Genomic DNA, 26,141 nt, shown 5'->3' on the forward strand with positions numbered 1-26,141 from the left:
CGGCCCGGCCCCGACCACCGTCCCGCCCATCCCGGCCCAGGAGCGAATCGCATGGCGAACACCGAGCAACTCGTCGCTTATCTGAAGCAGGTCACCGGCGACCTGCAGGAGGCCCGCCGCCGCGTCGCCGAACTGGAGGACGCGGCCGACGGCCCGATCGCCGTGGTCGGGATGAGCTGCCGGTTCCCCGGCGGGGCCGACTCCCCGGAGCGGCTCTGGGACCTCGTCGACACCGGTGTCGACGCGATCTCCGACTTCCCCGCCGACCGGGGCTGGCAGACGGCGCACCTGGGCGACGGGGTCCGCAAGCAAGGCGGGTTTCTCTACGACGCGGCCGAGTTCGACCCTGCGTTCTTCGGGATCTCGCCGCACGAGGCCCTCGCGATGGACCCGCAGCAGCGGCTGGTGCTGGAGACGGCGTGGGAGGCCCTCGAAAACGCGGGGATCGACCCGGAGACCCTGCGCGGCACCGCCACGGGAGTGTTCGTAGGTGCCGCCAACCAGCACTACGGCCCGGCCGACGCCGAGGCGATGCAGTTGGTGCGAGGTCACGTGCTGACGGGCGGCACGACGAGCGTCGCGTCGGGCCGGCTGGCCTACGTCCTCGGTCTCGAGGGGCCGGCGGTCACGGTGGATACGGCTTGCTCGTCCGCCCTGGTCGCGCTGCACCTCGCGGTGCGCTCGCTGCGCGCGGGGGAGAGCACGTTCGCCTTCGCCGCGGGCGCGGCCGTGATGGCCGACCCCGGGCTGTTCGCCGAGTTCGCCCAGCAGGGCGGGCTCGCCGGCGACGGGCGCTGCAAGTCCTTCGCCGCGAACGCCGACGGCACCGGCTGGAGCGAAGGGGCCGGCGTGCTCGCGCTCTGCCGCCTTGAGGACGCCCAGCGGCTCGGGCACCCCGTGCTCGCCGTGATCGCCGGCAGCGCGGTGAACTCCGACGGCGCCTCCAACGGCCTGACCGCGCCCAACGGCCCTTCGCAGCAGCGCGTGATCCGCGCGGCGCTGCAGGACGCCGGGCTCGGCCCCGGGCAGATCGACGTCGTCGAGGCCCACGGGACCGGCACGCGCCTCGGGGACCCCGTGGAGGCGCAGGCGCTGATCGCGACCTACGGCGCCGCGCGGACCGCCGCGGAACCGCTGTGGCTCGGGTCGGTCAAATCGAACATCGGGCACAGCCAGGCGGCCGCCGGCATGGCGGGTGTCATCAAGATGGTCCAGGCGATGCGGCACGGCACCCTGCCCCGGACCCTGCACGCCGACGAGCCCACCACGCAGGTGGACTGGACCACTGGCACGGTGCGGCTGCTGACCGAGGCCCGCCCGTGGCCGCGGACCGGCCGGCCACGCCGCGCGGCGGTGTCCGCGTTCGGCATCAGCGGCACCAACGCCCACGTCGTTCTGGAGCAAGCGCCGGATTCGGCCGGCGCGGGCGCGGCGCCTTCGGCGCGGCTTTTCGAGGATCGGCAGGCGGTGCCGACTCGTGGCGATGAAGTGGCTGGTTCGGTCTCGCAGGCGTCGGATTCGGCCGGTGCCAGTGTCGTGTCCACGACCCTGCGTTCCATCGAGGGGCAGGCGCCGGCCAGGGGCGATGAAGAGGCTGCCGCCCAGGCGCCGACAGGGCTACCGGAGGGGAACCGGCTGCCGTTCGTCTTCTCCGCACGGGGTGAGGACGCGCTGAGGGGGCAGGCCCGCCGCCTGGCCGCACTGCTCGACCAGCGCCCTGGCACCGGGCTCGCCGACCTGGCCACCTCGCTCGTGACGACCCGTGGGCGGCTCACCGATCGGGCGGTCGTGGTGGCGGGGGACGCCGCGGGCCTCCGCGCGGCGCTGGCGTCGGTCGCCGAAGGCCGGCCCGACCCGCGGGTCCGGCGAGGCCGGGCGGGTTCGCCCGGTGGGCTCGCGTTCCTCTTCACGGGCCAGGGTTCGCAGCGCGCCGGAACCGGCGCCGAGCTGGCGGAACTCGACCCGGTGTTCGCCGCGGCGTTCGACGAGGTGTGCGCGGCGTTCGGCGACGAGCTTCGTGAACCGCTGCGGCCGCTGGCTTTCGGCAGTCCCGGGGCCGGCCCGCTCGACGACACCCGGTACGCGCAGCCCGTGTTGTTCGCCCTGGAGGTGGCGCTGTTCCGGGTGCTGGAGCACTCGGGTGTGCACCCGGATTTCCTGCTGGGGCACTCGATCGGCGAGCTGAGCGCCGCGCACGTGGCCGGGGTGCTGTCCCTGCCCGACGCGGCCCGGCTCGTCGCCGCCCGCGGCCGGCTCATGAGCGCGCTGCCCGCGGGCGGCGCGATGGTCGCCGTCGAGGCCGCCGAGGCGCGGATGGTCGAGCTGCTGGCCGCCGAGGGCGGCGGTGAGCCGGTGTCGATCGCCGCGGTGAACGGTCCCGAATCCGTGGTCCTGTCCGGCGCCGAGGACGCCGTGCTGCGCCTGGCCGGCCTCGCCGCGGCTGAGGGGCTGCGCACCCGGCGGCTGAGGGTGAGCCACGCGTTCCACTCGCCCCTGATGGAGCCGATGCTGGCCGAGTTCCGGGCCGTCGCGGAAACGCTTGAGTTCCGGCCGCCACGGATCCCGATCGTGTCCGGCGTGACGGGCCGGCCCCTGACGGACGAGCTCTGCCGGGCGGACTATTGGGTCACCCACGCCCGTGAGGCGGTCCGGTTCCACGACGGCGTGCGGTTCCTCGCCGAAGCCGGGGTGAGCGCCTTCCTGGAACTCGGCCCCGGCGGGGTGCTCAGCGCGATGGCCCGCGACTGCCTCGGCGACTCCGCCGCGCTGACCGAGGCCACGCTCGTGCGCGACCAGCCCGAGCAGGCGTCGCTGCTCTCGGCCGTCGCGGGTCTGCACGTCCGCGGGTCCGAAGTGGACTGGTCCACTGTGGTCGGTCGGGCCGGCGGGCGGCGCGTGGCCCTGCCCACGTACGCGTTCCAGCGTCGGCGGTACTGGCTGCCCGCGCACCAGCCCGAAGTCCCGGGCGCACCGCCGGCCGGCCGCGGAATCCGCTACCGCGAGGCGTGGGTGCCGATCACCCGGGACGGCGGCCACCTGGCCGGAACGTGGGTGGCCGTGGTGCCCCGCGACGGCCGCGACCTCCCCGCTGTCACCGCGGTTCTCGACGCCTTGGATCGCCGAGCCGAACGGCTGATCACGGTCGACGGGGCCGACGGGCTGACCGAGGCGCTCCGGACCCCGGCGGCCGGGGTTCTCTCGCTGCTCGCACTCGCGCCGGACACCGAGCCGCTCGGGCCGACGTCGGCCCTTCTCGAAGCGCTCGGCGCGACGGGCACTGACATTCCACTGTGGAGCGTCACCACCTCGGCCGTGGTGGCCACCGCCGCCGACGCGGCCGTCGAGCTCGCGCAGGCGCGTCTCACCGGCCTGCTGCGCGGCCGCGGCGCCCTCGCCGACCTGCCGTCGGTCACCGGCCGGCGCGACGCCGAACTGCTCGTCTCGCTGCTCGCCGACCCACGCGGCGAGGACGAGGTCGCGGTGCGCGCGGCCGGTCTCTTCGGCCGGCGCCTGCTGCCGGCCGGGTCACCTTCCGGCGCGGATCCGTTCGGCCGGGCCGGCGGCACCGTGCTCGTGACCGGCGACCTGGGCGGGTTCACCCCCGACGTGCTGGGCCGGCTGCGCGCCGACGGCCCCCGCCGGGTGGTCCTCGCGGTCCGGCCCGGCGCCGAGGTCCCCGCCCGCCTTCCCGCAGACGTCGAGGTCGTGCCCTGGCCGACCGGCGCCCCACGCCCTCCGGCGCTGCACACCGACCCCGTGCACGTGGTGCTGCACCTGGAAAACCTGAGTCCGGCCGGGTCCGCGCGGCCTGGCCCCGACGAGGTGGCGGAGCGCACTGCGCTCGCCGAACTGGCCGCGGCGTGGGCCGGCCTCGACGCGTTCCTCGTGTTCTCCACGGTCGCCGGGATCTGGGGCGGCGCCGGCGATCCGCGGCACCTGGCCGCACACACCCGCCTCGCGGCCCTGGTGCACCGTCGCCGGCTCGCCGGGCAGCCCGCCTGCCTCGTCGCGTGGGGCCCGTTCGCGGGCTCCGGTGAGCGAGCCGGCGCCGCGGGTCTCGTGCCGATGGAGCCCGCCCGCGCGCTCGGCGAGATCGACGCGGCCGGGGACGCGGTCCAGGTGATCGCCGATGTCGACTGGCCGGTGTTCCACCCGACGTTCGCGGCTCTGCGGCCGCGGCCGCTCGTGTCGCTGCTCTACGAGGTCCGAGCTTTGCCGGCCGCGCCGGTACCACGACCGGGGCCGCTCGCCGGCCTGCCGGCGGCCGACCTCGACGGCCGACTGCTGACCGTCGTCCGGACGGCGGCGGCGCTGGTGCTCGGCCACTCGTCCGCGGACGCCGTGCCACCCGAAAGCCGGTTCCGGGAACTGGGTTTCGACTCGCTGCTCGCCGTGCGGTTCCGCGACGCACTGGCCGAGGCGACCGGGCTCGCGGTGCCGGCGACGGTCGGCTACGACCACCCGACCCCGCTCGCCGTCGCCGCGTTCCTCGGCGATCTCGTGCACGGCACCGAAAACACCGACGAGCAGCCCGCAACCGCGGTGCCCAGCGGCGATCCGATCGCGGTCGTCGCGATGGCCTGCCGGTACCCGGGCGGCGTGACCGCGCCGGAACAGTTGTGGGATCTCGTGTCCGGCGGGCGCGACGCGATCGGGCCGTTCCCGGCCGACCGCGGCTGGGACCTGCGTGAGCTGCGACAGGCCGGCGACGCCGAAGCGGGCCGCGCGCTGCCGCTCAAGGGTGGTTTCCTGGCCGGCGCTGCGGAGTTCGACGCCGCCTTCTTCGGTATCTCGCCCCGCGAGGCGACCGCGATGGATCCGCAGCAGCGGGTGTTGCTGGAGGTCTGCTGGGAGTCGCTCGAACGAGCCGGGCTCGACGCGGGCGCGCTGCGCGGCAGCCGGACCGGTGTGTTCGTCGGCGTCGCCGGCTCCGACTACCAAGGCGTGCTGGACCGGGCCACCGGGGCCGAAGGCCACGCGATGACCGGCACCGCCTCGAGCGTCGTGTCCGGCCGGGTGAGCTACACGTTCGGCTTCGAAGGCCCGGCTCTGACGGTGGACACCGCGTGCTCGTCGTCGCTGGTGGCCATCCACCTCGCCGCCCGCGCGCTGCGGGCCGGCGAGTGCGACCTCGCGCTCGCGGGAGGCGTCACCGTGATGAACACGCCGGGTGGTTTCCTCGAGTTCGCCCGCCAGGGTGGCCTCGCGCCCGACGGCCGCTGCAAGTCGTTCGCCGCCACCGCGGACGGGACGGGCTGGTCCGAAGGCGCCGGAGCGCTTGTGCTGCAACGGCTTTCCGACGCCCGGCGCGACGGCAACCGGGTGCTGGCCGTGATCGCCGGCAGCGCGCTGAACTCCGACGGCGCGTCCAACGGCCTCACCGCCCCGAACGGGCCCGCGCAGCAGCGCGTGATCCGCGCCGCGCTGGCCGACGCCGGCCTCCGTCCGTCCGATGTGGACGCGGTGGAGGCGCACGGCACGGGCACCGTGCTCGGCGACCCGATCGAGGCGCAGGCGTTGCTCGCCACCTACGGCCGGGCCCGCGCGGACGAGCAGCCCCTCTGGCTCGGCTCGCTCAAGTCGAACATCGGGCACACCATGGCCGCCGCCGGCGTCGGCGGGGTGATCAAGATGATCCTCGCGATGCGGCACGGGCACCTGCCCGCCACCCTGCACGTGGACCAGCCGACCGGCAAGGTCGACTGGACGGCCGGGGCGGTCCGCCTGCTGACGGAGACCCGGCCGTGGCCGGAGACCGGGCGTCCGCGCCGCGCCGGCGTGTCGTCGTTCGGGATGAGCGGTACCAACGCGCACCTGGTGCTGGCGCAGCCCGACCCGGAGCCCGCAGCCGATCCGGTGTCCGACACCGCTACGCCGGATGCCCGGGAAACCGTTCTGCCCTGGGTGCTCAGTGCCCGCTCGCCGGAGGCGCTGGCCGGGTTGGCGGGACGGCTGACCGAAGAGGTCGCAGGCGGTGCGCTGGCGGACGTGCCGCCCGCGCTGCTCGGGCGGGCGCTGCTGGATTCGCGGACCCGGCTGGAGCACCGCGCGGTGGTCCTCGGCCGGGATCGCGCGCAGCTGCTCGACCGGCTCGCCCGGCTCGCGGTCGAGCCCGAGCCCGCCGGTGTGGTGCGGGGTGTCGCCGTGCCCCCGGTTCGCGGGCACGTCTGGGTGTTCCCCGGACAAGGTGGCCAGTGGGCCGGGATGGCGGCCGCGCTGCTCGAAAGCTCGCCCGTGTTCGCTGCCCGCTGGGCCGAGTGCGAACGCGCGCTGGCGCCCTACCTCGAGCGGTCGCTCACCGAGCTGGCCGCAGCGGACGAGGGGCACCTGGCGGGCGCCCGGGTGGACGTGGTGCAGCCCGCGTTGTTCGCGATGATGGTTTCGCTCGCCGAGGTGTGGCGGTCGTTCGGAGTCGAGCCCGCGGCCGTCGTCGGCCACTCCCAGGGCGAGATCGCCGCCGCGTGTGTGGCCGGCGTGCTGTCGCTCGAAGACGCCGCGAAGGTGGTCGCGCTGCGAGCCAAGGCCCTCACCGCGCTGGCCGGTGCCGGCGGCATGATCTCGCTCGCGGCGCCGGTCGACGTCGTCACCGAGCTCGTGGACGCCTGGTCGGGCCGGGCTTCCGTGGCCGCCGTCAACGGCCCGTCCGCCGTCGTCGTGTCCGGTGAGCCGGACGCGCTCGCGGAGATCCTCGCCGAGGCGGGCGAACGCGGCATCCGCAACCGGCGGATCGACGTCGACTACGCGTCGCACTCCGCCCAGGTCGAGGTGATCCGGGACGAGGTCGAGTCGGTGCTGGCCGGCGTCCGGCCCCGCCAGGGAACCGTGCCGTTCTTCTCGACCGTGACCGGCGAGTGGCTGGACGGGACCACGGCGGACGCCGCCTACTGGTACCGCAACCTGCGTGCGCAGGTGCGTTTCCACGAAGCCGTGGAAACGCTGATGGCCGAAGGGTTCCGCTCGTTCGTCGAGGTCAGTCCGCACCCGGTGCTGGGTGTCGCGATCACGGAGGCCGCGGACCTGGCCGAGCTCGAGACCGCCGTCGCGGGAACGCTGCGCCGGGACGACGGCGGGCTCGAGCGGATGCTCACCTCCGTGGCCGAGGTGTTCGTGGCCGGTGCTCCGGCGGACTTCTCGCCGGTGCTGCCCGCGGCCGCCCGGCCGTTGCCCGAACTGCCGACGTATCCGTTCCAGCGCAAGCGGTTCTGGCCCGAAGGCGCGCCGGCGACCGCGACCGGCGACCCCGAGGACGCCCGGTTCTGGGAGCTGGTCGACGGCCTGGACGCCGAGAAGATGGCCGGCACCCTGGGGCTCGCGGACACCGCCCCGCTGAGCGAAGTGCTGCCGGCGCTCTCGTCGTGGCGGCGTGGCCGCCGCGATCAGGCCGTGCTCGACTCGTGGCGCTACGCCGAGACATGGCAGCCGCTCCCGCCCGCGGCGGTGCGCGGCGGCCGGTGGCTGGTGGTGGTCCCGGACCGGCTCGCCGCCGACCCGGCGGTCGCCGTCGTGCTGAGGGCCGTCCCGGACCACGTGCTCGTTTCCGTTGGCACGGACGATGTCCGGACCAGTGGCGAAAGGCACACTGCAGCCGGAACTCTCACGGAGCGGTTGCGCACGGCGCTGGCCGACCCGGCGATCACCGGGATCCTGTCGCTGACCGCGCTCGACACCGGCGCGCACCCGGCCGACGACGTGGTCCCGGCCGGGCTCGCGCTCACCCTGGCGCTCGTCCAGGCCTTGGTGGATCTAGGCGGCGGGGTCCCGCTGTGGTGCTGCACCGACGGGGCGGTCGGGGTGCCTGGCGACGGCGGCCCGCGCCGGCCCGAGCAGGCGGCGGTCTGGGCGCTGGGCCGGGTCGCCGCACTTGAGCACCCCCGGCTGTGGGGCGGCCTGATCGACCTGCCGAGGCACCTGGACCAGCCGGTGATCGACAGGCTCGCGGCCGCGCTCGGCCGCGACGACGGTGAGGACCAGCTCGCGCTTCGCGAGGACGGCCTGTACGGCCGGCGCCTCACCCACGGCGACAGCGGCCGCGTCACCGGCGGCGGATGGCGGCCGTCGGGCACGGTGCTGGTCACCGGGGGCACGGGCGCGCTCGGCCTGCGCGTCGCCCGGGCGCTCGCCGCCGGCGGGGCCGGGCACCTCGTCCTGATCAGCCGGAGCGGGGACGCCGCGCCGGGGGTCGCCGACCTGGTCGCCGAACTCGCCGGTGCACACGGCGTCGGGGTCACCGTCGCCGCCTGCGACACCGCCGACCGGGCCGAGGTCGCGGCCGTTCTCGACCGCGTGCAGCGGGAATCCGGGCCGATCACCGCCGTGGTGCACGCGGCCGGCGCCGGTGTGCTGGGCCCCCTGGCCGAGGCGTCGTTCGCCGACCTGCGGACGGTGCTGGGCGCGAAGGTCGCCGGGATCGAGAACGTCGAGGCGGCGCTGGAGACCGCCCGGCTGGAGGCGGTCGTGTACTTCTCGTCGATCACCGCCGTCTGGGGCGCGGGTGACCACGGGGCCTACGCCGCGGCCAACGCGGTGCTCGACGCCCGCGCCCAGAGGCGGACGGCCGACGGCGTGCCGACCCTGTCGGTGGCCTGGGGCCCGTGGGCGGGTGGCGGCATGGTCGCCGACGAGATCCACGACACCCTGCGCCGGCGGGGGCTGCCGGTGCTCGACCCCGACCTGGCGGTCGCCGGTCTGCTCCGCCTGCTGGCCGAGGGCAGCGGTGCCGCGATCCTCGCGGAGGTCGACTGGGCGCGGTTCGTGCCGGTGTTCACCTCCGGCCGCGCTTCCCGCCTGCTCGACGCCCTGCCCGAGGCCCGGCCCGAGCCGGAAGTCGCGGAAACCGGCCCGGTGGCGGGAAACGCGACGCTGCGCCGGCTGTCCGAACTGGACGAATCCCAGCGGGTGCGCGCGCTGCGCGAGCTGGTTCGCGAACACACCGCCGCGGTCCTCGGCCACCCGGACGCGGCGGCCGTCGAGCCGCGGCGCGCGTTCTCCGACGCGGGGCTCGACTCGCTCACCGCCGTCGAACTGCGCGACCGGCTGACCAAGGCCACCGAGGTCCGGTTGCCGACCACGGTCGTGTTCGACCACCCCACGCCCGTCGCCCTCGCCGCCTTCCTGGACCGGGTGGCGTTCGGTGTGCGAACCACCGCCGCGGCCCCGGGCCCGGCACGGATCGTGGCCAAGCCCGAGACCGCCGACCCGATCGCGATCGTCGCGATGAGCTGCCGGTTCCCGGGCGGCATCGACTCGCCGGAGCAGCTGTGGCAGGCAGTGTCCGGTGAAGCCGACCTCATCACCCCGTTTCCGGCCGACCGCGACTGGCCGCTGGGAAGCCTGTTCGATCCGGACCCGGACGCGCCCGGGACCAGCTACGTCGACCACGCCGGATTCCTGCCCGACGCCACGATGTTCGACCCGGAGTTCTTCGGCATCTCGCCTCGCGAGGCCGTGGCGATGGATCCGCAGCAGCGGGTCCTGCTCGAGACGGCATGGGAGGTGCTGGAGCGTGCCGGGATCGACCCGAAGTCGTTGCGGGGCAGCCGGACCGGCGTCTACGTCGGCACGACGGACCAGGCCTACGGCGGCCGCCTGACGGCACCGGGCGCGGGCATGGAGGGCTACCTGGCCACGGGTGGCTCGACCAGCGTCGCGTCCGGCCGGATCTCCTACCTGTTCGGGTTCGAAGGACCCGCGGTCAGCATCGACACGGCCTGCTCGGCCTCTCTCGTCGCACTGCACCTCGCGGCGGGTTCGCTGCGCAGCGGCGAGAGCGACCTCGCGCTCGCCGGTGGCGTGATGGTGATGTCGGACCCGACGTCGTTCGTCGCCTTCAGCCGCCAGCGCGCGCTGGCGGCCGACGGGCGGTGCAAGTCGTTCGCCGCGGCGGCCGATGGGTTCACGCTGTCCGAAGGCGCCGGCCTGCTGCTGCTCGAACGGCTTTCCGACGCGCGCCGGCACGGCCACGAGGTCCTCGGGCTGGTGCGGGGGAGCGCGATCAACTCCGACGGCGCGTCCAACGGGCTCACCGCGCCCAACGGTCCGTCGCAGGAGCGCGTGATCCTCGGCGCGCTCACCGACGCCGGGCTGGAACCGTCCGAAGTGGACGCTGTCGAAGCGCACGGCACCGGCACCCGGCTCGGCGATCCCATCGAGGCCCAGGCGCTGCTCGCGACCTACGGCCGGGCGCACTCCGCCGAGGCCCCGCTCTGGGTCGGGTCGGTGAAGTCCAACATCGGCCACACCCAGCACGCGGCCGGTGCCGCCGGGATCATCAAGATGGTCATGGCCATGCGCCACGCGACGTTGCCGCGGACCCTCCACGTCGACGCGCCGTCGCCGCACGTCGACTGGTCGGCCGGCGCGGTGGAACTGCTCACCGAGGCCCGGCCGTGGCCGGAAACCGGGCGTCCGCGCCGCTTCGGCGTGTCGTCGTTCGGCATCAGCGGCACCAATGCGCACGTGGTGCTGGAGCAGGCACCGGCCGCCGAGCCGGAGCCGGTACCCGATCCCGTGGCGGAACCCGGACCGTTGCCCGTGGTCGTCTCGGCGCGTAGCCGGGCGGCGCTGGCCGAGCAGGCCGCGCGCCTGGCGGCCCTGGTGACCGCGGATCCGGCCCTGCGCTCCGCCGACCTCGCGTTCTCCTCGCTGACTTCACGCGCGGTGCTGGACCACAGCGCCGTGCTGGTGGCCGGGGACCGTGACGAACTGCTGTCCGGACTGGCGCGCCTCGCCACACCGGACGGCTCGGACGTGATCCGGGAACGTTCGGCCGAGGGCGAGCTCGCCGTGGTGTTCGCCGGACAGGGCGCGCAGCGGCCCGGCATGGGAAGTGCTCTGTACCAACGGTTCCCCGGGTTCGCCCGAGCCCTCGACGACGTGTGCGCTCAGCTCGACCGGTACCTGGAGCGGCCGCTGCGGACCGTCATGTTCGCGGAGGGGGGCACCGAGGACGCGGCGCTGCTCGACCGGACCGAGTACGCCCAGTGCGCGCTGTTCGCGTTCGAGGTCGCGCTCTTCCGCCTTCTCGAACAGTGGGGCGTGCGCCCGGACGCGCTGCTCGGGCATTCGATCGGCGAGCTGACCGCGGCGCACCTCGCCGGCGTCTGGACGCTGGACGACGCGGCTCGGGTCGTCGCCGCACGGGGCCGGCTGATGCAGGAGCTGCCGGCCGGAGGCGCGATGGTCGCCGTCGCCGCCGCGGAGCCGGTGGTGCGCGAGTGCCTGGCCGGGTTCGCCGGGCAGGCGACGATCGCAGCCGTCAACGGACCCGAGGCCGTGGTCGTCTCGGGTGCCGAGGACGCCGTGCTCGCGGTCGCCGCCACCCTTTCGGAGCGCGGTGCCCGCACCCGGCGGCTGGCGGTCTCGCACGCGTTCCACTCGCCGCTGATGGAGCCGATGCTCGCGGAGTTCGCCGGGATCCTCGCCGGCGTCGAGGCCACCGAACCGGCGGTGGTGGTGATCTCCGACGTCACGGGCGAACCCGTGACGGCCGGGCAACTGGCCGATCCGGCGTACTGGGTCGACCAGGTCCGCCGCGAGGTCCGGTTCGCCGACGGGGTCCGCACCCTGGTGTCCCGGGGCGTCACCACGTTCCTGGAGGCCGGCCCCGGGGCCGAGCTGACGGCCGCGGTGCTGTCGGTGGTCGAGGAACCGGCGGGCGCGCTCGCGTGCCTGCGCCGCGACGGGGACGAGGTGCGGGCCTTGTTCACCACCCTCGGCCGGCTGCACGCCCGCGGCGTGGTCGTCGAGGTTCCCGCGGTGTTCGAGGGCACCGGCGCCCGCCGGGTCGAACTGCCGACGTACGCGTTCCAGCGCCGCAGGTTCTGGTTGCAGCGCGACCACACGACGACGGATCCGGCCTCGGCCGGGCTCACCGCGACCGGGCATCCGGTGTTCACGACGAGGGCCGATCTCCCTGGCGGCGCCCGGCTCTACCACGGCCGCGTGACCGGTGCGGGGGAAGCGGACCTGACCGCGGCCGCACTGTGGGTGGCCGCCGACCTCGGCTGCGCGCGGATCGACCGGCTCGGCGCGCACCGGCCTGTTCCGGCCGGTGCCGACCTGGCCGTGCAGCTTCGGGTGAGCGCACCGGAATCGGACGGCCGCCGGGAGCTGACCGTGCACCACCGGCTCGCCGCCACTCCCGAGCAAGCCTGGGAGCACACGATCACCGCCGCACTGCGGCCGGCGGCGGGCGAACCGTCGTTCGACCTCTCGGCGTGGCCACCGGCCGGTGCGCTAGAGCTCGACGGGAGCGGCGGCACCGCGGTCTGGGCCGCCGGTGCGGACCTCTTCGCGGAAGTGCGCCTCGATTCCGGCGCAGGCGAGGCAGACACGCGCGGTGTCCTGGCCCCGGATCTGCTCGCCGCGCTCGACGCGCTGGTCCCGCAAGCCGACCGCGCGCGAGGTGGGCAGGGGCGGCGGATCCGCGCCTGGCACGGCGTCACGCTCGTCGCGACCGGCGCCGAAACCCTGCGCGTCCACCTCACGCCCAGCGATCCCGATGGGCTCACCCTGCGGCTCGCGGACCCCGCCGGCCGGCCGGTCGCGGTGGTCGAACGCCTGGAGCTGGGTGATCCGGCACCCGTCCGGCCCACCGTGGCGGGGGCGGCGCTGCACCGGCTCGACTGGGTGCCGTCGAGCCCCGCCGTGGAGCTCGACGGCAGCTGGGGCGTGCTGGGCGGGCACGACGGTGTGGACTTCGCCCGCGCGCTCGGATCGCAGCCGGGGCAACAGATCCGCAGCTGGCCCGACCTCGCCGCGTTGCGCGAGGACCTCGCCACGGGAGGAACCGACGCCGTCGCACCGGACCTGCTCGTGGTGGTCGTCGAGCCACCGGTGCGCGGTCTCGCCGACGCCGCGCACCACAGCGCCGAAGAGGTGCTCGAGCTGGTTCGTGCGCTCGTCGCCGAGGAACACCTGGCCGGCACGCGGTTCGTGACGCTGACCCGGGGTGCGACCGGCGCCGCGACGAGTGCCAGGCCCGCCGCGGCGGCCGGGTGGGGGCTGCTGCTCTCCGCCCAGGCCGAGTACCCGGACCGGTTCGTCCTCGTGGACCTCGACGACTGGGCGGGTGACGCCGAGCAGGTTCCGGCGGCGGTGGCCGTCGCACTGGCCACCGGTGAGCAGCAGCTGGCGATCCGCGCAGGTGAGGTGCTCGTGCCGCGGCTCGCGGTCGAGGTGCCCGGCCCTGATACCGAACCCTGGCCTGCGGGGACGGTCCTCGTCACCGGCGCCACCGGCGCGATCGGCGAGGTGATCGCCCGGCACCTGGCCGCGGCGGGTGCCGAGCGGCTGCTGCTGCTCAGCCGCGGCGGGCCCGGTGCCCCGGGTGCCGACCGGCTCGTGGCCGACCTCGCGACGCACGGCACCGTGGCCGAAGTCGTCGCCTGCGACGTCGCCGACCGGGACGCCCTCGCGGCGGTCCTCGACGACATCCCCGCCGAGTTCCCGCTCAGCGCGGTCGTGCACGTGGCCGGCGTGGTCGACGACGGCACCCTCACCGCGCTCACCCCCGCGCGGTTGCACGCCGTGCTGCGGCCGAAGGTCGACGCGGCGGTGAACCTCCACGAGCTGACCGCGGGGCTCGACCTCGCCAGGTTCGTGCTCTTCTCCTCCGCGGTGGGCACGCTGGGTGCCGCCGGGCAGGCGAACTACGCCGCCGGCAACGCCTTCCTCGACGCCCTTGCCCGGCAGCGCCGCGCAGCCGGGTTGCCCGCGACGTCGCTCGCGTGGGGGCTGTGGGGCACCGTCGGCGGCATGAGCGGTGGGCTCGACGCCCTCGACCGGCGGCGGATGGCTCGCGCGGGTGTCGTCCCCCTGACCGAGGACGCCGGGTGCGGGCTTTTCGAGGCGGCGTGGGCGTCCGGCGAGGCGGTGCTGCTGCCGATGCACCTCGATCTGGGGGTGCTGCGCGGAAACGCGCGGTCGGGCACGCTGCCCGCCGCCTTGCGGGGCCTGGTGCCGGCCCCGTTGCGCCGGGCCGCGACCGCGGAGGTCGCCCAGGTCTCGTTCGCCGAACGCCTCGCGGGCCTGCCCGCGCAACGGCGTGCCGAGGAGCTGCTCGACGTGGTGCGCCGGCAGGTCGCCGCGGTGCTTTCTCTCGGCGACCCCGCAGGCGTGGACGAGCGCAAGCAGTTCCGCGACCTCGGCTTCGACTCGTTGACCGCGATCGAGCTGCGCAACGCCCTGACCGCCGCCACGGATGTGGCGCTTTCCGCGGCCGTCGTGTTCGACTACCCGACCCCCGCGGAGCTCGCCGCGCACCTCGAAGCCGGCTTGCGCAAGGCGGAACCGGGTGGCCCGCCGCCGGTGGTGGCGACCCAGCTGGACCAGCTCGAGGCCACCGTCGCCGGGCTCGCCGCGGACGACCGTGAGCGCTCGCGCATCGCGGAGCGGCTCAAGGCGCTGGTCCTCGCGTGCGAGCAGGCCGACCAGTCCACTTCGGACGTTTCCGTCGAAGCGCGGCTCGACACCGCGTCCGACGAAGAGATCTTCGATTTCATCCGCACCGAGCTCGGGCGGGACCGATGACGAGGAGTGCTTTCGATGGCCGATGAGCAGGAGCTCCGGGACTACCTGAAGTGGGTCACGACCGACCTGCACCGGACCCGGCAGCGGCTGGCCGAGCTGACCGACGGTGCCACCGAGCCGATCGCCGTCATCGGCATGGCGTGCCGTTACCCGGGCGGGATCAAGTCGCCCGCCGATCTGTGGCGCACGGTCTCCGAGGGCGTCGACGTGATCGGGCCGCTCCCGGACGACCGCGGGTGGGGAGATCTGGACGCGCTCTACGATCCCGACCCCGACAACCCCGGCACGTGCTACGTGCGTGAAGGCGGCTTCCTGACCGACGTCGCGGAGTTCGACGGCGGGTTCTTCGGGATCTCGCCCCGGGAGTCCACCGCCATGGATCCCCAGCAGCGGCTCCTGCTGGAATCCTGCTGGGAGGCCGTGGAACGGGCCGGCCTCACCGCGGACGCGTTGCGCGGCAGCCGCACCGGGGTGTACGCCGGAGTGTCGCAACAGGACTACGCGACGCTGCTGGCGTCGTCGGAGATCGGCATCGACGGGTACGCCGCGACCGGCATCGCGAACAGCGTCCTGTCCGGCCGGGTGTCGTACGTGCTCGGGCTGGAGGGCCCGGCGGTCACCGTGGACACCGCGTGCTCGTCGTCGCTCGTGGCGCTGCACCTCGCGGTGCAGGCCTTGCGCACCGGTGAATGCGATCTCGCGTTCGCCGGTGGCGCCACGGTGATGTCGACCCCCGCGGTCCTCGTCGCGCTGTCGCGCCAGCGCGCGCTCGGCCAGGACGGGCGGTGCAAGGCCTTCTCGGCCGATGCCGACGGCGCGGGCTGGAGCGAGGGCGCCGGTGTGCTGCTCGTGGAACGGCTGTCCGACGCCCGGCGGCTGGGCCACCCGGTGCTGGCCGTGGTGCGCGGGAGCGCGGTGAATCAGGACGGCGCGTCGAACGGCCTGACCGCCCCGAACGGTCCCGCGCAGCAGCGGGTGATCCGCGCTGCGCTGGCGCAGGCCGGGCTGACGCCGGCCGACGTGACGGCGGTCGAGGCACACGGCACCGGCACGAAACTCGGCGATCCGATCGAAGCGGACGCGCTGCTCGCCACCTACGGCCAGGCCCACACACCGGCCGACCCGCTGTGGCTGGGCTCGGTGAAGTCGAACCTCGGCCACACGCAGGCCGCGTCCGGGGTGGCCGGGGTGATCAAGATGGTCGAGGCGCTGCGCCGCCGCGAGCTGCCCCGGACGCTGCACGCCGACGAGCGGACTCCGTTCGTGAACTGGGATTCCGGTGCCGTCGAGCTGCTCACGCACGCCCGTCCGTGGCCGGTCGCCGAAGACGGGCCGCGTTCGGTGCGCCGCGCCGGGGTGTCGTCGTTCGGCATCAGCGGGACCAACGCGCACGTCGTGCTCGAGGAGGCACCGGCCGACCAGACGCCGGTCGCCGGCCCGGTCCCAGCGCTGCTGCCGTGGGTGCTGTCCGCGCACTCGCCGGCCGCGCTGCGCGGGCAGGCCGAGCGGGTGGCCGCCCGGGTCCGTGCGGACGCGGACCTCGACGTGGCGGATCTCGGGTTCGCGCTCGCGACCACCAGGACGGCTCTCGAACACCGTGCCGCCGTGGTGGGCGAGGACCGCGAAGGCATGCTGCGCGGGTTGGACGCGATCGCGAGCGGCGGCCGCGCGGACGGCGTGGTCGACGGCACGGCCGTCGGGGGCAAGGTCGTGTTCGTCTTCCCTGGCCAGAGCTCGCAGTGGCGGGGGATGGGCCGGCACCTCCTGGAGTCCTCGGAGGTGTTCGCCGAGTCGGCGCAGCGGTGCGCCCGGGAGATCGAGCGACTGGTCGACTGGCGCGTGCTCGACGTGCTGCGTGACGAGCCGGGCGCCGCCTCGCTCGACCGGATCGACGTGATCCAGCCGGTCCTGTTCACCATGATGGTGTCGCTGGCCGAGGTCTGGCGTTCGCTGGGCGTGGTGCCGGACGCCGTCGTCGGCCATTCGCAGGGCGAGATCGCAGCGGCCTATCTCAGCGGCGGGCTCTCGCTCACCGACGCCGTCCGCGTGGTGGTGCTGCGCAGCAAGGCGTGGGTTCCCTTGGAGGGCAAGGGCGGGATGGCGTCGGCTCTGCTGTCGCCCGCCGAGGCCGAGGCCCGGATCGAGAAGTGGGGCGACCGGCTTTCGGTGGCCGCGAAGAACAGCCCGCAATCGTGCGCGGTGGCCGGTGAGGCGCAGGCGTGCGACGAGTTCGTCGAGGCGTGCCTCGCGGATGGGATCCGTGCGCGCCGGCTCCACGGGATCGGTGGTGCGGCAGGACATTCGCGTGGTGTCGAGGTGGTGCGCGACCACATCCTCGACGTGCTGGCGCCGGTGGCGCCGACGTCCGGCACAGTGGCGTTCTACTCGACGGTGACCGCGGGACCGCTCGACACCGCGCAGCTGGACCACACCTACTGGTACCGCAACATGCGGGAGCCCGTCTCGTTCGAGGGCGCCGTGCGCGAGCTGCTGGCCGACGGCCACCGGCATTTTCTCGAGATGAGCCCGCACCCGTTGCTCGCGTTGTCGCTGCAGCAGACCATCGACGACGCCGGCGTGACGGCGCGGGTGGTCAGCAGCCTCCGCCGGGACGAGGGTGAGCTCGCCCGGCTCCTGCGGTCGGTCGCGCAGGCGAACGCGAACGGCGTCGCGCTCGACTGGGACCGGGTCTTCGGTGGTGCGCGGCCGCGGGTCGACCTGCCGACGTACGCGTTCCAGCGGAGCCGGCACTGGTCGGACGTGCGCGCGGAGACCGGAGACGTGTCGGCCGCGGGGCTGGACGCGGCCGAGCACCCGATGCTCGGCGCACTGGTCCGGCTGGCCGACGGCGACGGCGTCGTGCTCAGCGGTCGGATCTCGGTGCGGACCCACGAGTGGCTGGCGGGCCACCGCGTCGGCAGCGACGTGATCTTCCCCGGCACCGGGTTGATGGATCTCGCGATCTTCGCGGGCGACCAGGTCGGCGCCGGCCGCCTGGCGGAGCTCGTGCTGCACACGCCCCTGGTCGTGCTCGACGGGGCCGGGGTGTTCGTGCAGGTGCGGGTGGAGGCCCCGGACGAATCGGGGCAGCGGGCGATCGGTGTCTACTCGCGCCCGGACGGTACCGGGCTCGATCCCGTGTGGACCCGGCACGCCGCAGGCACCGTCACCGCCCCCGGTGCCGCGCCGGCCGCGCTGCCGCCGGGGCAATGGCCACCGTCCGATGTGGATACGGTCGATGTCGGTGCGCACTACGAGCGGATGACCGCGTCCGGCTACGGGTACGGCCCGCAGTTCCGCGCCCTGTCGGCATTGTGGCACCGCGGCCGGGAAGTCTTCGCGGAAGTGAGCCTCGGCGCGGACCTGCCGGTCGACGGGTTCGGCATCCACCCGGCGTTGTTCGACTCCGCCCTCCACGCGATGTACGTGCTCGGCTCCGGCCAGGACGGCGTGCGGCTGCCGTTCACGTGGACGGGTGTCCAGCTGCACGCCGCCGGGGCCGGCCGGCTGCGAGTGCGGATGACCGCGCGTGACGACGACTCGGCGTCGGTCGAGCTGTTCGACGAAACCGGGCTTCCCGTCCTCACCGCGGAATCGCTGGTGGTCCGCCCGCTGCGCGACACCGCCCGGCCGGACCGGGCCGATTCGCTGTACCAGGTTCGCTGGCAGCCGATGCCGATTGCGGAACCGGTGTCCGTCGCCGTGCTCGGCGACTGCCCCTCGCCCGACGGCGCGGTCGTGGTCTCGGACCTCGCCGGCGTTACCGCCGCACTCCCGGCCGGCGGCCACCTCCTGCACCGGATCGCACCGGCCGGTCCGGGTGACATTCCTTGGCAGCCGGCCGAATCCGCGCTGGAGCTCGTGCAGACGTGGCTCGCGGACGAGGCCTTCGCCGATACCCGGCTGGTGCTCGTCACCCGCGGCGGCGTCGGCGTGACGGACGAGGACGTGCCCGATCCGGGCGCCGCCGGTGTCTGGGGCCTCGTGAGGTCGGCGCAGTCGGAACACCCGGGCCGGCTCGTGCTCGCGGACCTCGACGGCGCGGCCGAGTCGCTCGCCGCACTGCCCGGCGCGCTCGGCACCGGAGAGGATCAGCTCGCCTTGCGTGGTGGGGCTCTGCTCGTGCCGCGGCTCGTGAACTGGGACCCCGGCCAGAAGCTGCTGCCGCCGGCGGGCGAACCCACGTGGCGGCTCACGAACACCCGGCCGGGCACCTTCGAAGGACTGGAGCTCCTGCCGTACCCGGAGGCGCTGGCGCCGCTCGGGCCGCGCGCGGTCCGGCTGCGGATCCACGCGGCCGGCATCAACTTCAAGGACGTCGTGGTCGCCTTGAACCTCGTGCCGGGGCTGACCGGCCTCGGCGGTGAGGTGGCCGGTGAGGTCCTCGAGATCGGCGACGAGGTCACGTCGGTCGCGGTCGGTGACCGCGTGCTCGGCCTGAGCACGGAGACGTTCGGTCCGATCGGGACCACCGACGAGCGGTACCTCGTGGGGGTTCCGGAGGGCTGGGGCTGGGTGGAAGCGGCGTCGGTGCCCGTCGCCTACCTGACCGCGTACCTGGGCCTGGCGGAGCTCGCGAAGATCGGGCCGGGTTCGACGGTGCTGATCCACGCCGCCGCGGGTGGCGTGGGGACCGCGGCCGTGCAGATCGCGCGCCTTTCGGGGGCCACGGTGTACGCCACCGCCAGCCCCGGCAAGCACGCCGCCGTCATCGCGGCCGGTGTCCCGGCGGAGCGGGTGTTCAACTCCCGGACCGCGGATTTCGAGGATGAGGTGCGTGCCGCGACGGAGGGCCGGGGGGTTGACCTCGTCCTCAACTGCCTGACCGGCGAGCTCACCGACGCCGGCCTGCGTCTCGTCGCCCCCGGCGGCTTTTTCCTGGAGCTCGGCAAAACCGACCGGCGCGATCCCGGCACCGTCCACACCGGCTACCCGGGGATCCGTTACCAAGCCTACGACCTGCGCGACCTGACTCCGGACGACACCCACACCCTCCTGAAGCGGCTGACCGCCCTGTTCGGCGGAGGGCAGCTCACTCCTCCGCGGGTCACCGCCTACGACGTCCGCCAGGCCCGGACCGCGTTCCGCCACCTCGCACAGGCCACCCTCACGGGCAAAGCGGTGCTGACCATGCCGGCCGCCGATCCGCTGTCAGGGACCGTGCTCATCACCGGTGGCACCGGCACCCTCGGCTCGTTGCTGGCCCGCCACCTCGCCACCCACCACCGCACCCCGCACCTGCACCTCGTCTCCCGCCGCGGCCGCGGCGCCCCCGGCGCCACCGCGCTCGAACACGACCTCGAACAACTCGGCACCACGGTCACCATCACCGCCGCCGACGTCACCGACCCGGAGACGCTCACCGGCCTCATCGCCGGTACCGACGACCTCACGGCGATCATCCACACCGCGGCCGCCCTCCTCGACACCCCCTTCCACACCCAGACTCCCGCCACCCTCACCACCACGGCGCACCCCAAAGTCACGCCGGCGCTCACGATCCACCACCACGGCCACCGGCCTCCGCCGACCCTCATCACCTTTTCCTCCCTGGCCGCGACGATGGGCGGTCCGGGTCAGGCCAACTACGCGGCGGCGAACGCGATGCTCGACGCGCTGGCGCAGCACCGCCGAGCTCACGGCCTGCCGTCGCTTTCCCTCGCCTGGGGTTTCTGGGAGCAGCGCAGCGAAATGTCGGCGCACCTGGACGAAGTGGACATGCGCCGGCTCAGCCGGGGTGGCGTGCTGCCGCTGTCCACGGAGGAGGGTCTGGCGCTGTTCGACCTGGCGCTGCGCACCGGCGAACCGTTCCTCGTCCCGGCGAAGCTGGACGTCGGACGGCTCGCCTCGTCGACCGAACCGGTATCCGCGATGCTGCGGGCCCTGGTGCGCCGGCCGGAGCGCCGGCGCATCCGCGCCGCCGCCTCGACCGGCGAGGAATCACTGCGCGACCGGCTCGCCGCGATGACCGAGGGCGAGCGCCGCCGGAGTGTGCTCGCCCTCGTGCGGGACAACGCCGCCACCGTGCTCGGGTACGGCGACGCCGACGCGATCGGCGCGGACCGCGCGTTCAAGGAGCTCGGGTTCGACTCCCTCACGGCCGTGGAGTTCCGCAACCGCCTCACCACGGCCACCGCGCTCAAACTCCCCGTGACCCTCGTTTTCGACCACCCGACACCGGACGAGCTCACCGAGTTCCTCCACACGGAGCTGCTCGGTGACACCCCGGCCGCGCCCGCCGTGCCGGTGCTGGCCGCACCGGTGGTGTCCGAAGTGGACGATCCGGTGGTGATCGTGGGTATGGCGTGCCGGTATCCCGGCGGGGTCGCCTCGCCCGACGAGCTGTGGCAGCTCGTGCTCGACGAGCGCGACGCGGTCGGCGGGTTCCCGGCCGACCGCGGCTGGACCGGGCCGGAGCGGGCCGGTGGATTCCTCACCGATGCCGCTTCGTTCGACGCCGGCTTCTTCTCGATCACGCCCCGCGAAGCGCTGACCATGGATCCGCAGCAACGCGTGCTGCTCGAGATCTCCTGGGAGGCGATCGAGCGGGCCGGAGTCGCTCCCGGTTCGTTGCGGGGCAGCAGGACGGGGGTGTTCGTCGGTGCCTCCGCCCAGGGGTACGCCACGCTGTTCGCGCCCGGCTCGGAGAACATGACCGGCTACGGCGTCACCGGGACGTCGACGAGTGTCGTGTCGGGCCGCGTCTCCTACGCGCTGGGACTGGAGGGCCCGGCGGTCACCGTGGACACCGCCTGTTCCTCGTCGCTGGTCGCCCTGCACATGGCGGCGCGGTCGCTGCGCTCGGGTGAGTGCGACCTCGCGCTGGCCGGGGGCGTCGCGATCATGGCCGGCCCGTTCCTGTTCGACGACTTCGCCAAGCAGGGCGGGCTGGCAGAAGACGGCCGGTGCAAGGCCTTCGACGCCTCGGCCGACGGCACCGGCTGGTCAGAAGGCGCGGGCGTGCTGGTGCTGGAGCGGCTTTCGGCCGCCCGCCGCGCCGGGCACCGGGTGCTCGCCGTGCTGCGGGGTTCCGCGATCAACCAGGACGGCGCGTCGAACGGGCTGACCGCGCCCAGCGGCCCCGCGCAGCAGCGTGTGATGCGGGCGGCGCTCGCCGACGCGGGCCTCGAACCGTCCGATGTGGACGCGGTCGAGGCGCACGGCACCGGCACCGTGCTCGGCGACCCGATCGAGGCCCAGGCGGTTCTGGCGGTGTACGGCCAGGACCGCGCGGGCACCGGGCCGCTGCGGCTCGGCTCGCTGAAATCGAACATCGGCCACTCCCAGGCCGCGGCGGGAGTCGGCGGGGTGATCAAGATGGTGCACGCGCTCACCGAGAGCGTGCTGCCGAAGACCTTGCACCTGACCGAACCCACGCCGTTCGTGGACTGGACCGACGGTGCGGTCGAGCTCCTCACGACCGCCCAGCCGTGGGCCGGAGACCGGCGGCGTGCGGCGGTGTCCTCCTTCGGGATCAGCGGAACCAACGCCCACGTCATCCTCGAACAGGCGCCCGATCTCACCGCCCCTGCGGGCCCGGAAGCGGTGACGTCGCTGCCGGCCCTGCCCTGGGTCCTTTCCGGACACGACGAGACCGCGCTTCGGGCTCAGGCCCACCGGCTGCACGAGTACCTGGAGCGGAACCCGGAACTGTCCTCTGTGGATGTCGCATGGTCGTTGGCCACCAGCCGCGGCCCGCTCGCCTGCCGGCTCGGCTTGCTCGCCGCCGACCGGGCGGCCGCGCTCGCGGCTCTGGCGGGTTACGCCGCCGGTGAGGCGCCGCGAGAGATCGTCGCGGGCACCTCGGCGACCGGCGGGCCGGCCTTCGTGTTCTCCGGTCAGGGCGCCCAGCGGCCTGGAATGGGCGCGCAGCTCTACGACACGTTCCCCGTGTTCGCCGCGGCCTTCGACGAGGTCTGCGCGCTGGTCGACGAGCCGATGGGCGCGTCGCTGCGGGAGCTGGTTTTCCGTGCTGACGCGGCGGAACTGGACCGCACGGCCGTGACCCAGCCGGCGTTGTTCGCGGTCGAGGTTGCGCTGTACCGGCTGGTCGAGTCGTGGGGTGTCACGCCGGACTACGTGCTCGGGCACTCGGTCGGCGAGATCACGGCCGCGCACGTCGCCGGCGTGCTGAGCCTGGCCGACGCCGCCGCGATGGTCGTCGCCCGCGGCCGGCTGATGCAGGCGCTGCCGTCCGGTGGCGGCATGCTGGCGGTGGCCGCTCCGGAAGCGGACGTGCACGCGCTGCTCGGCGACGGTCCCGTGGTGATCGCCGCGGTGAACGGGCCCGCCGCCGTCGTGCTGGCCGGACCGTCGGCCGCGCTCGGCGAGATCAAGGTCCGCGTGGAGGCCGCCGGGCACCGGACGCGGGAGCTGGCGGTCAGCCACGCGTTCCACTCGCCGCTGATGGCGCCGATGCTCGGCGAGTTCGAGGCCGTGCTCGGCGAGCTGACCTACCGGCCGCCGCGGATCCCGGTCGTGTCCACCGTGACCGGTGCGGTCGTGGACGCCGACGAGCTGTGCTCACCCGGGTATTGGGTCCGGCAGGTCGAACGGACCGTCCGCTTCGCCGACGGTGTCAGCGCCCTGGGGCGCGCCGGGGTCCGGGCGGTCCTGGAGCTCGGGCCCTCCGGTGCGCTCGCGGCGGCCGCGGGCGAAGTGCTCGACCGCGACCTGCCCGCTGCCGCCCTCACGTGTGTGGCGGCGGCGCGCCGGGACCGGCCCGAGGTGGAAAGCCTGCTCACCGCCGCGCTCGGGCTGCACGTGCACGGCTGCGCGGTCGACTGGGCCGCGGTCCTCGAAGGCACGGGCGGGCGGACGATTCCGCTGCCGACGTACGCGTTCCAGCGGCGCCGGTACTGGCCCGACCACGAACGAGGGGCGCGCGCGGATCTCGGCTCGGCCGGGCTTCGCGGCACCGGGCATCCGTTGCTGGCGGCGGAGGTCGCCGCCGCGGGTGGTGAGTCGATCTTCACCGGCGAGTTGTCCGCGGCCGCGCTGCCGTGGCTCGCGGACCACGTCGTCGGCGGCCGGATCCTGTTCCCCGCCACCGGTTTCGCGGAGCTGGCGCTGGTCGCCGGACAAGCGGTGGGCTGCGAGACCCTCGACGAGCTCACCCTGGCCGCGCCACTCGTGCTGCCGCCGCGTGAGGGCGTGCAGGTGCAGGTCGTGGTCGGCGTGCCCGACGAGGACGGCGCGCGGGCCGTGACGGTGTACGCGCGGCCGGAAGAAGGGGAGTGGACCGCGCATGGCCGCGGTTTCCTGCGGCACGAGTCCGCGCAGGCGCCGGCGGCGGCACCCGGTGCGTGGCCGCCGGCCGGGGCGGTCCCGGTTGACGTCACGACGTTCCACGAGAACCTGGCCGAGGCCGGATTCGCCTACGGGCCGGCGTTCCGAGGCCTGCGGACGGCGTGGCGACGCGGTGGCGAGATCTTCGCCGAGGTCGCGGCGCCGCCCATGGTTGCCGGCGGAGAATCGGCGTACACCCTGCACCCGGCTCTGCTGGACGCCGCCCTGCAGATCCTCGCGTTCCGCCCGTCCGCCCCGGCGGGTGGCCGGCCGCAGCTGCCGTTCTCCTGGCGCGGGGTCACCGTCCACCGCCGCGGCGCGGGCGAGCTGCGTGTGCGGTTGACCGAAGCCGGGCCGGACACGGTTTCCGTGCAGCTCGACGACGCCGCGGGGCAGCCCGTCGCGCGGATCGGCGCGCTCGCGTTGCGGGAAGCCGTCCTCGACCGCCTCGGCGGCGGGACGCCCGGGGGTGCACTGTTCACTGTGGACTGGTCACCCGCACCGGAACCCGAAGAAGCGGGCGATCCGGCTGGAGCGGTCCTGGGGATCCTCGAAGCTCCGGTGCCGCCGGACGCGTCCGGAGAGAGCGCGCCCGGGGAAACTGCGCCCGGAGAAACGGTCGCCGAGCGCGTGCACGACGCGGTGCACGAGACGCTGCGCCTCGTCCGCGCCCGTCGCGCGGACGGTCCGATCCTGGTCCGGACCTCGGCCGCGGTGCGGGTCGGGGCTGGTGACTCCGCGCCCGACCCGGCCGCCGCGGCCGCCTGGGGTGTCCTGCGCTCCGCCCGGCTGGAACACCCGGACCGGTTCGTCCTCGTCGACTCCGACGAAGCCCTCGACGACGTGATGGCCGGCCGGGCGCTGGCCCTCGCCCGCACCACCGGGGAGACCGAGTTCGCGCTGCGCGACGGACAGCTGCTCGTACCGCGGCTGGTCAAGACCGTCGCGGACGCACCCGCCGCGGTGGCGCCGTTCGGACCGGACCCGGCGGCCGGCACGGTGCTCGTGACCGGAGCCACCGGTCTGCTGGGGGGCTGGGTGGCCCGCCACCTGGTGGCCGAACACGGCGTGCGGCACCTCCTGCTCGCCGCGCGGTCCGCGGCCGGGGCAGTGGACTCCGCGCTCGCCCGGGACTTGGCCGCACTGGGCGCGACGGCGCGGTTCGCCGCGTGCGACGTCACCGACCGCGAGCAGCTCGCGCGGTTGGTCGAAGCGATCCCGGCCGGACACCCGCTCACCTCGGTCGTCCACGTGGCGGGCGTGGTCCGCGACGGGGTGCTCGAATCGCTCGGCACGGAGCAGGTGGACGAGGTCCTGCGGGCGAAGGTTGACGCCGTCGCCCACCTGCACGAGCTGACGCGGGAGCTGCCGCTCTCGTCGTTCGTGGTGTTCTCCTCGCTCGCGGGCACCCTCGGCTCGGCCGGGCAGGCCAACTACGCGGCCGCGAACGCCGCGGTCGACGCGCTCTGCGAGCAGCGGCACGAGGCCGGGCTACCGGCGTGCTCGTTGGCCTGGGGGCCGTGGGAAGGCAGCGGCGGCATGGTGGCCGCGCTCGCCGAGTCCGACCGCCGGCGGATCGAGCGTGGTGGCCTGCGCCCACTCACGGAGGAGCAGGGCCTGGTTCTGTTCGACCGCGGTTTGGGCGCGGGTCAGGCGGTGGTCGTGCCCGTGCGGGTGGACACCCGTGCGCTAGAGGAGCTTCCCGATGCAGCGGTGCCGGCGTTGCTGCGCGGCCTGGTCCGGCCGGGCCGGGCGGTCACCGCACCGGCCGTCGGACCGGCGCTGCGCGACCGCCTGGCCGGACTGTCCGAATTGGACCGGACCACTACGCTCGTGGATCTCGTCCGGTCGGAGGCGGCGGCCACGGCGGCGCTGGCCGTGCCGGAGGTCAGCGCCGGGAAGACGTTCGCCACCGTGGGTTTCGACTCGCTGATGGCGCTGGAACTGCGCAACCGCCTCACGCAGGTCACCGGTCTGCGGCTGCCCGCGACCATGATCTTCGACCATCCGACCCCGGCCGCGCTGGCGGAGTTCCTCCGCGCGGAGCTGAAGCTGGATCCCGTCCCGGTGCTCACCCCGGCGTTGACCGCGCTCGCCGCTCTGGAAGAGGTGGCGCTGGGCCCGAACGCCGACGGTGAGCACGTCGCGGTGGCCGCGCGGCTGCGCCTGCTGCTGGCACAGCTGGAAGACCGCTCGGCGGGTGCGGCGCCCGATCGGGTGCCGGACGCCGATCTGGCGTCGGTCAGCGCCGAGGAGCTGCTGGACATGATCGGCGACGAGTTCGGGATCCGATGAGGCAACAGTGGGAACAGCAGCGAACAGTG

Annotated in this window: 2 protein-coding genes; both read left to right on the forward strand. The window is 74.6% G+C overall.

Annotated elements, in window-relative coordinates; all coding sequences use genetic code 11:
- Positions 1–51: 51 nt before the first annotated feature.
- Positions 52–14,529: a type I polyketide synthase gene (locus ABZU76_RS35165; protein ID WP_354877469.1), complete on the forward strand. Its 14,478-nt coding sequence runs from the start codon at positions 52–54 to the stop codon at positions 14,527–14,529.
- A gap of 15 nt (positions 14,530–14,544) precedes the next feature.
- Positions 14,545–26,112, forward strand: coding sequence for an SDR family NAD(P)-dependent oxidoreductase (locus tag ABZU76_RS35170; protein WP_354877472.1), 11,568 nt, complete (start codon positions 14,545–14,547; stop codon positions 26,110–26,112).
- The last annotated feature ends 29 nt before the right edge of the window (positions 26,113–26,141 follow it).

It is taken from the genome of Amycolatopsis sp. NPDC005232, assembly GCF_040607795.1.
Lineage (GTDB): Bacteria > Actinomycetota > Actinomycetes > Mycobacteriales > Pseudonocardiaceae > Amycolatopsis.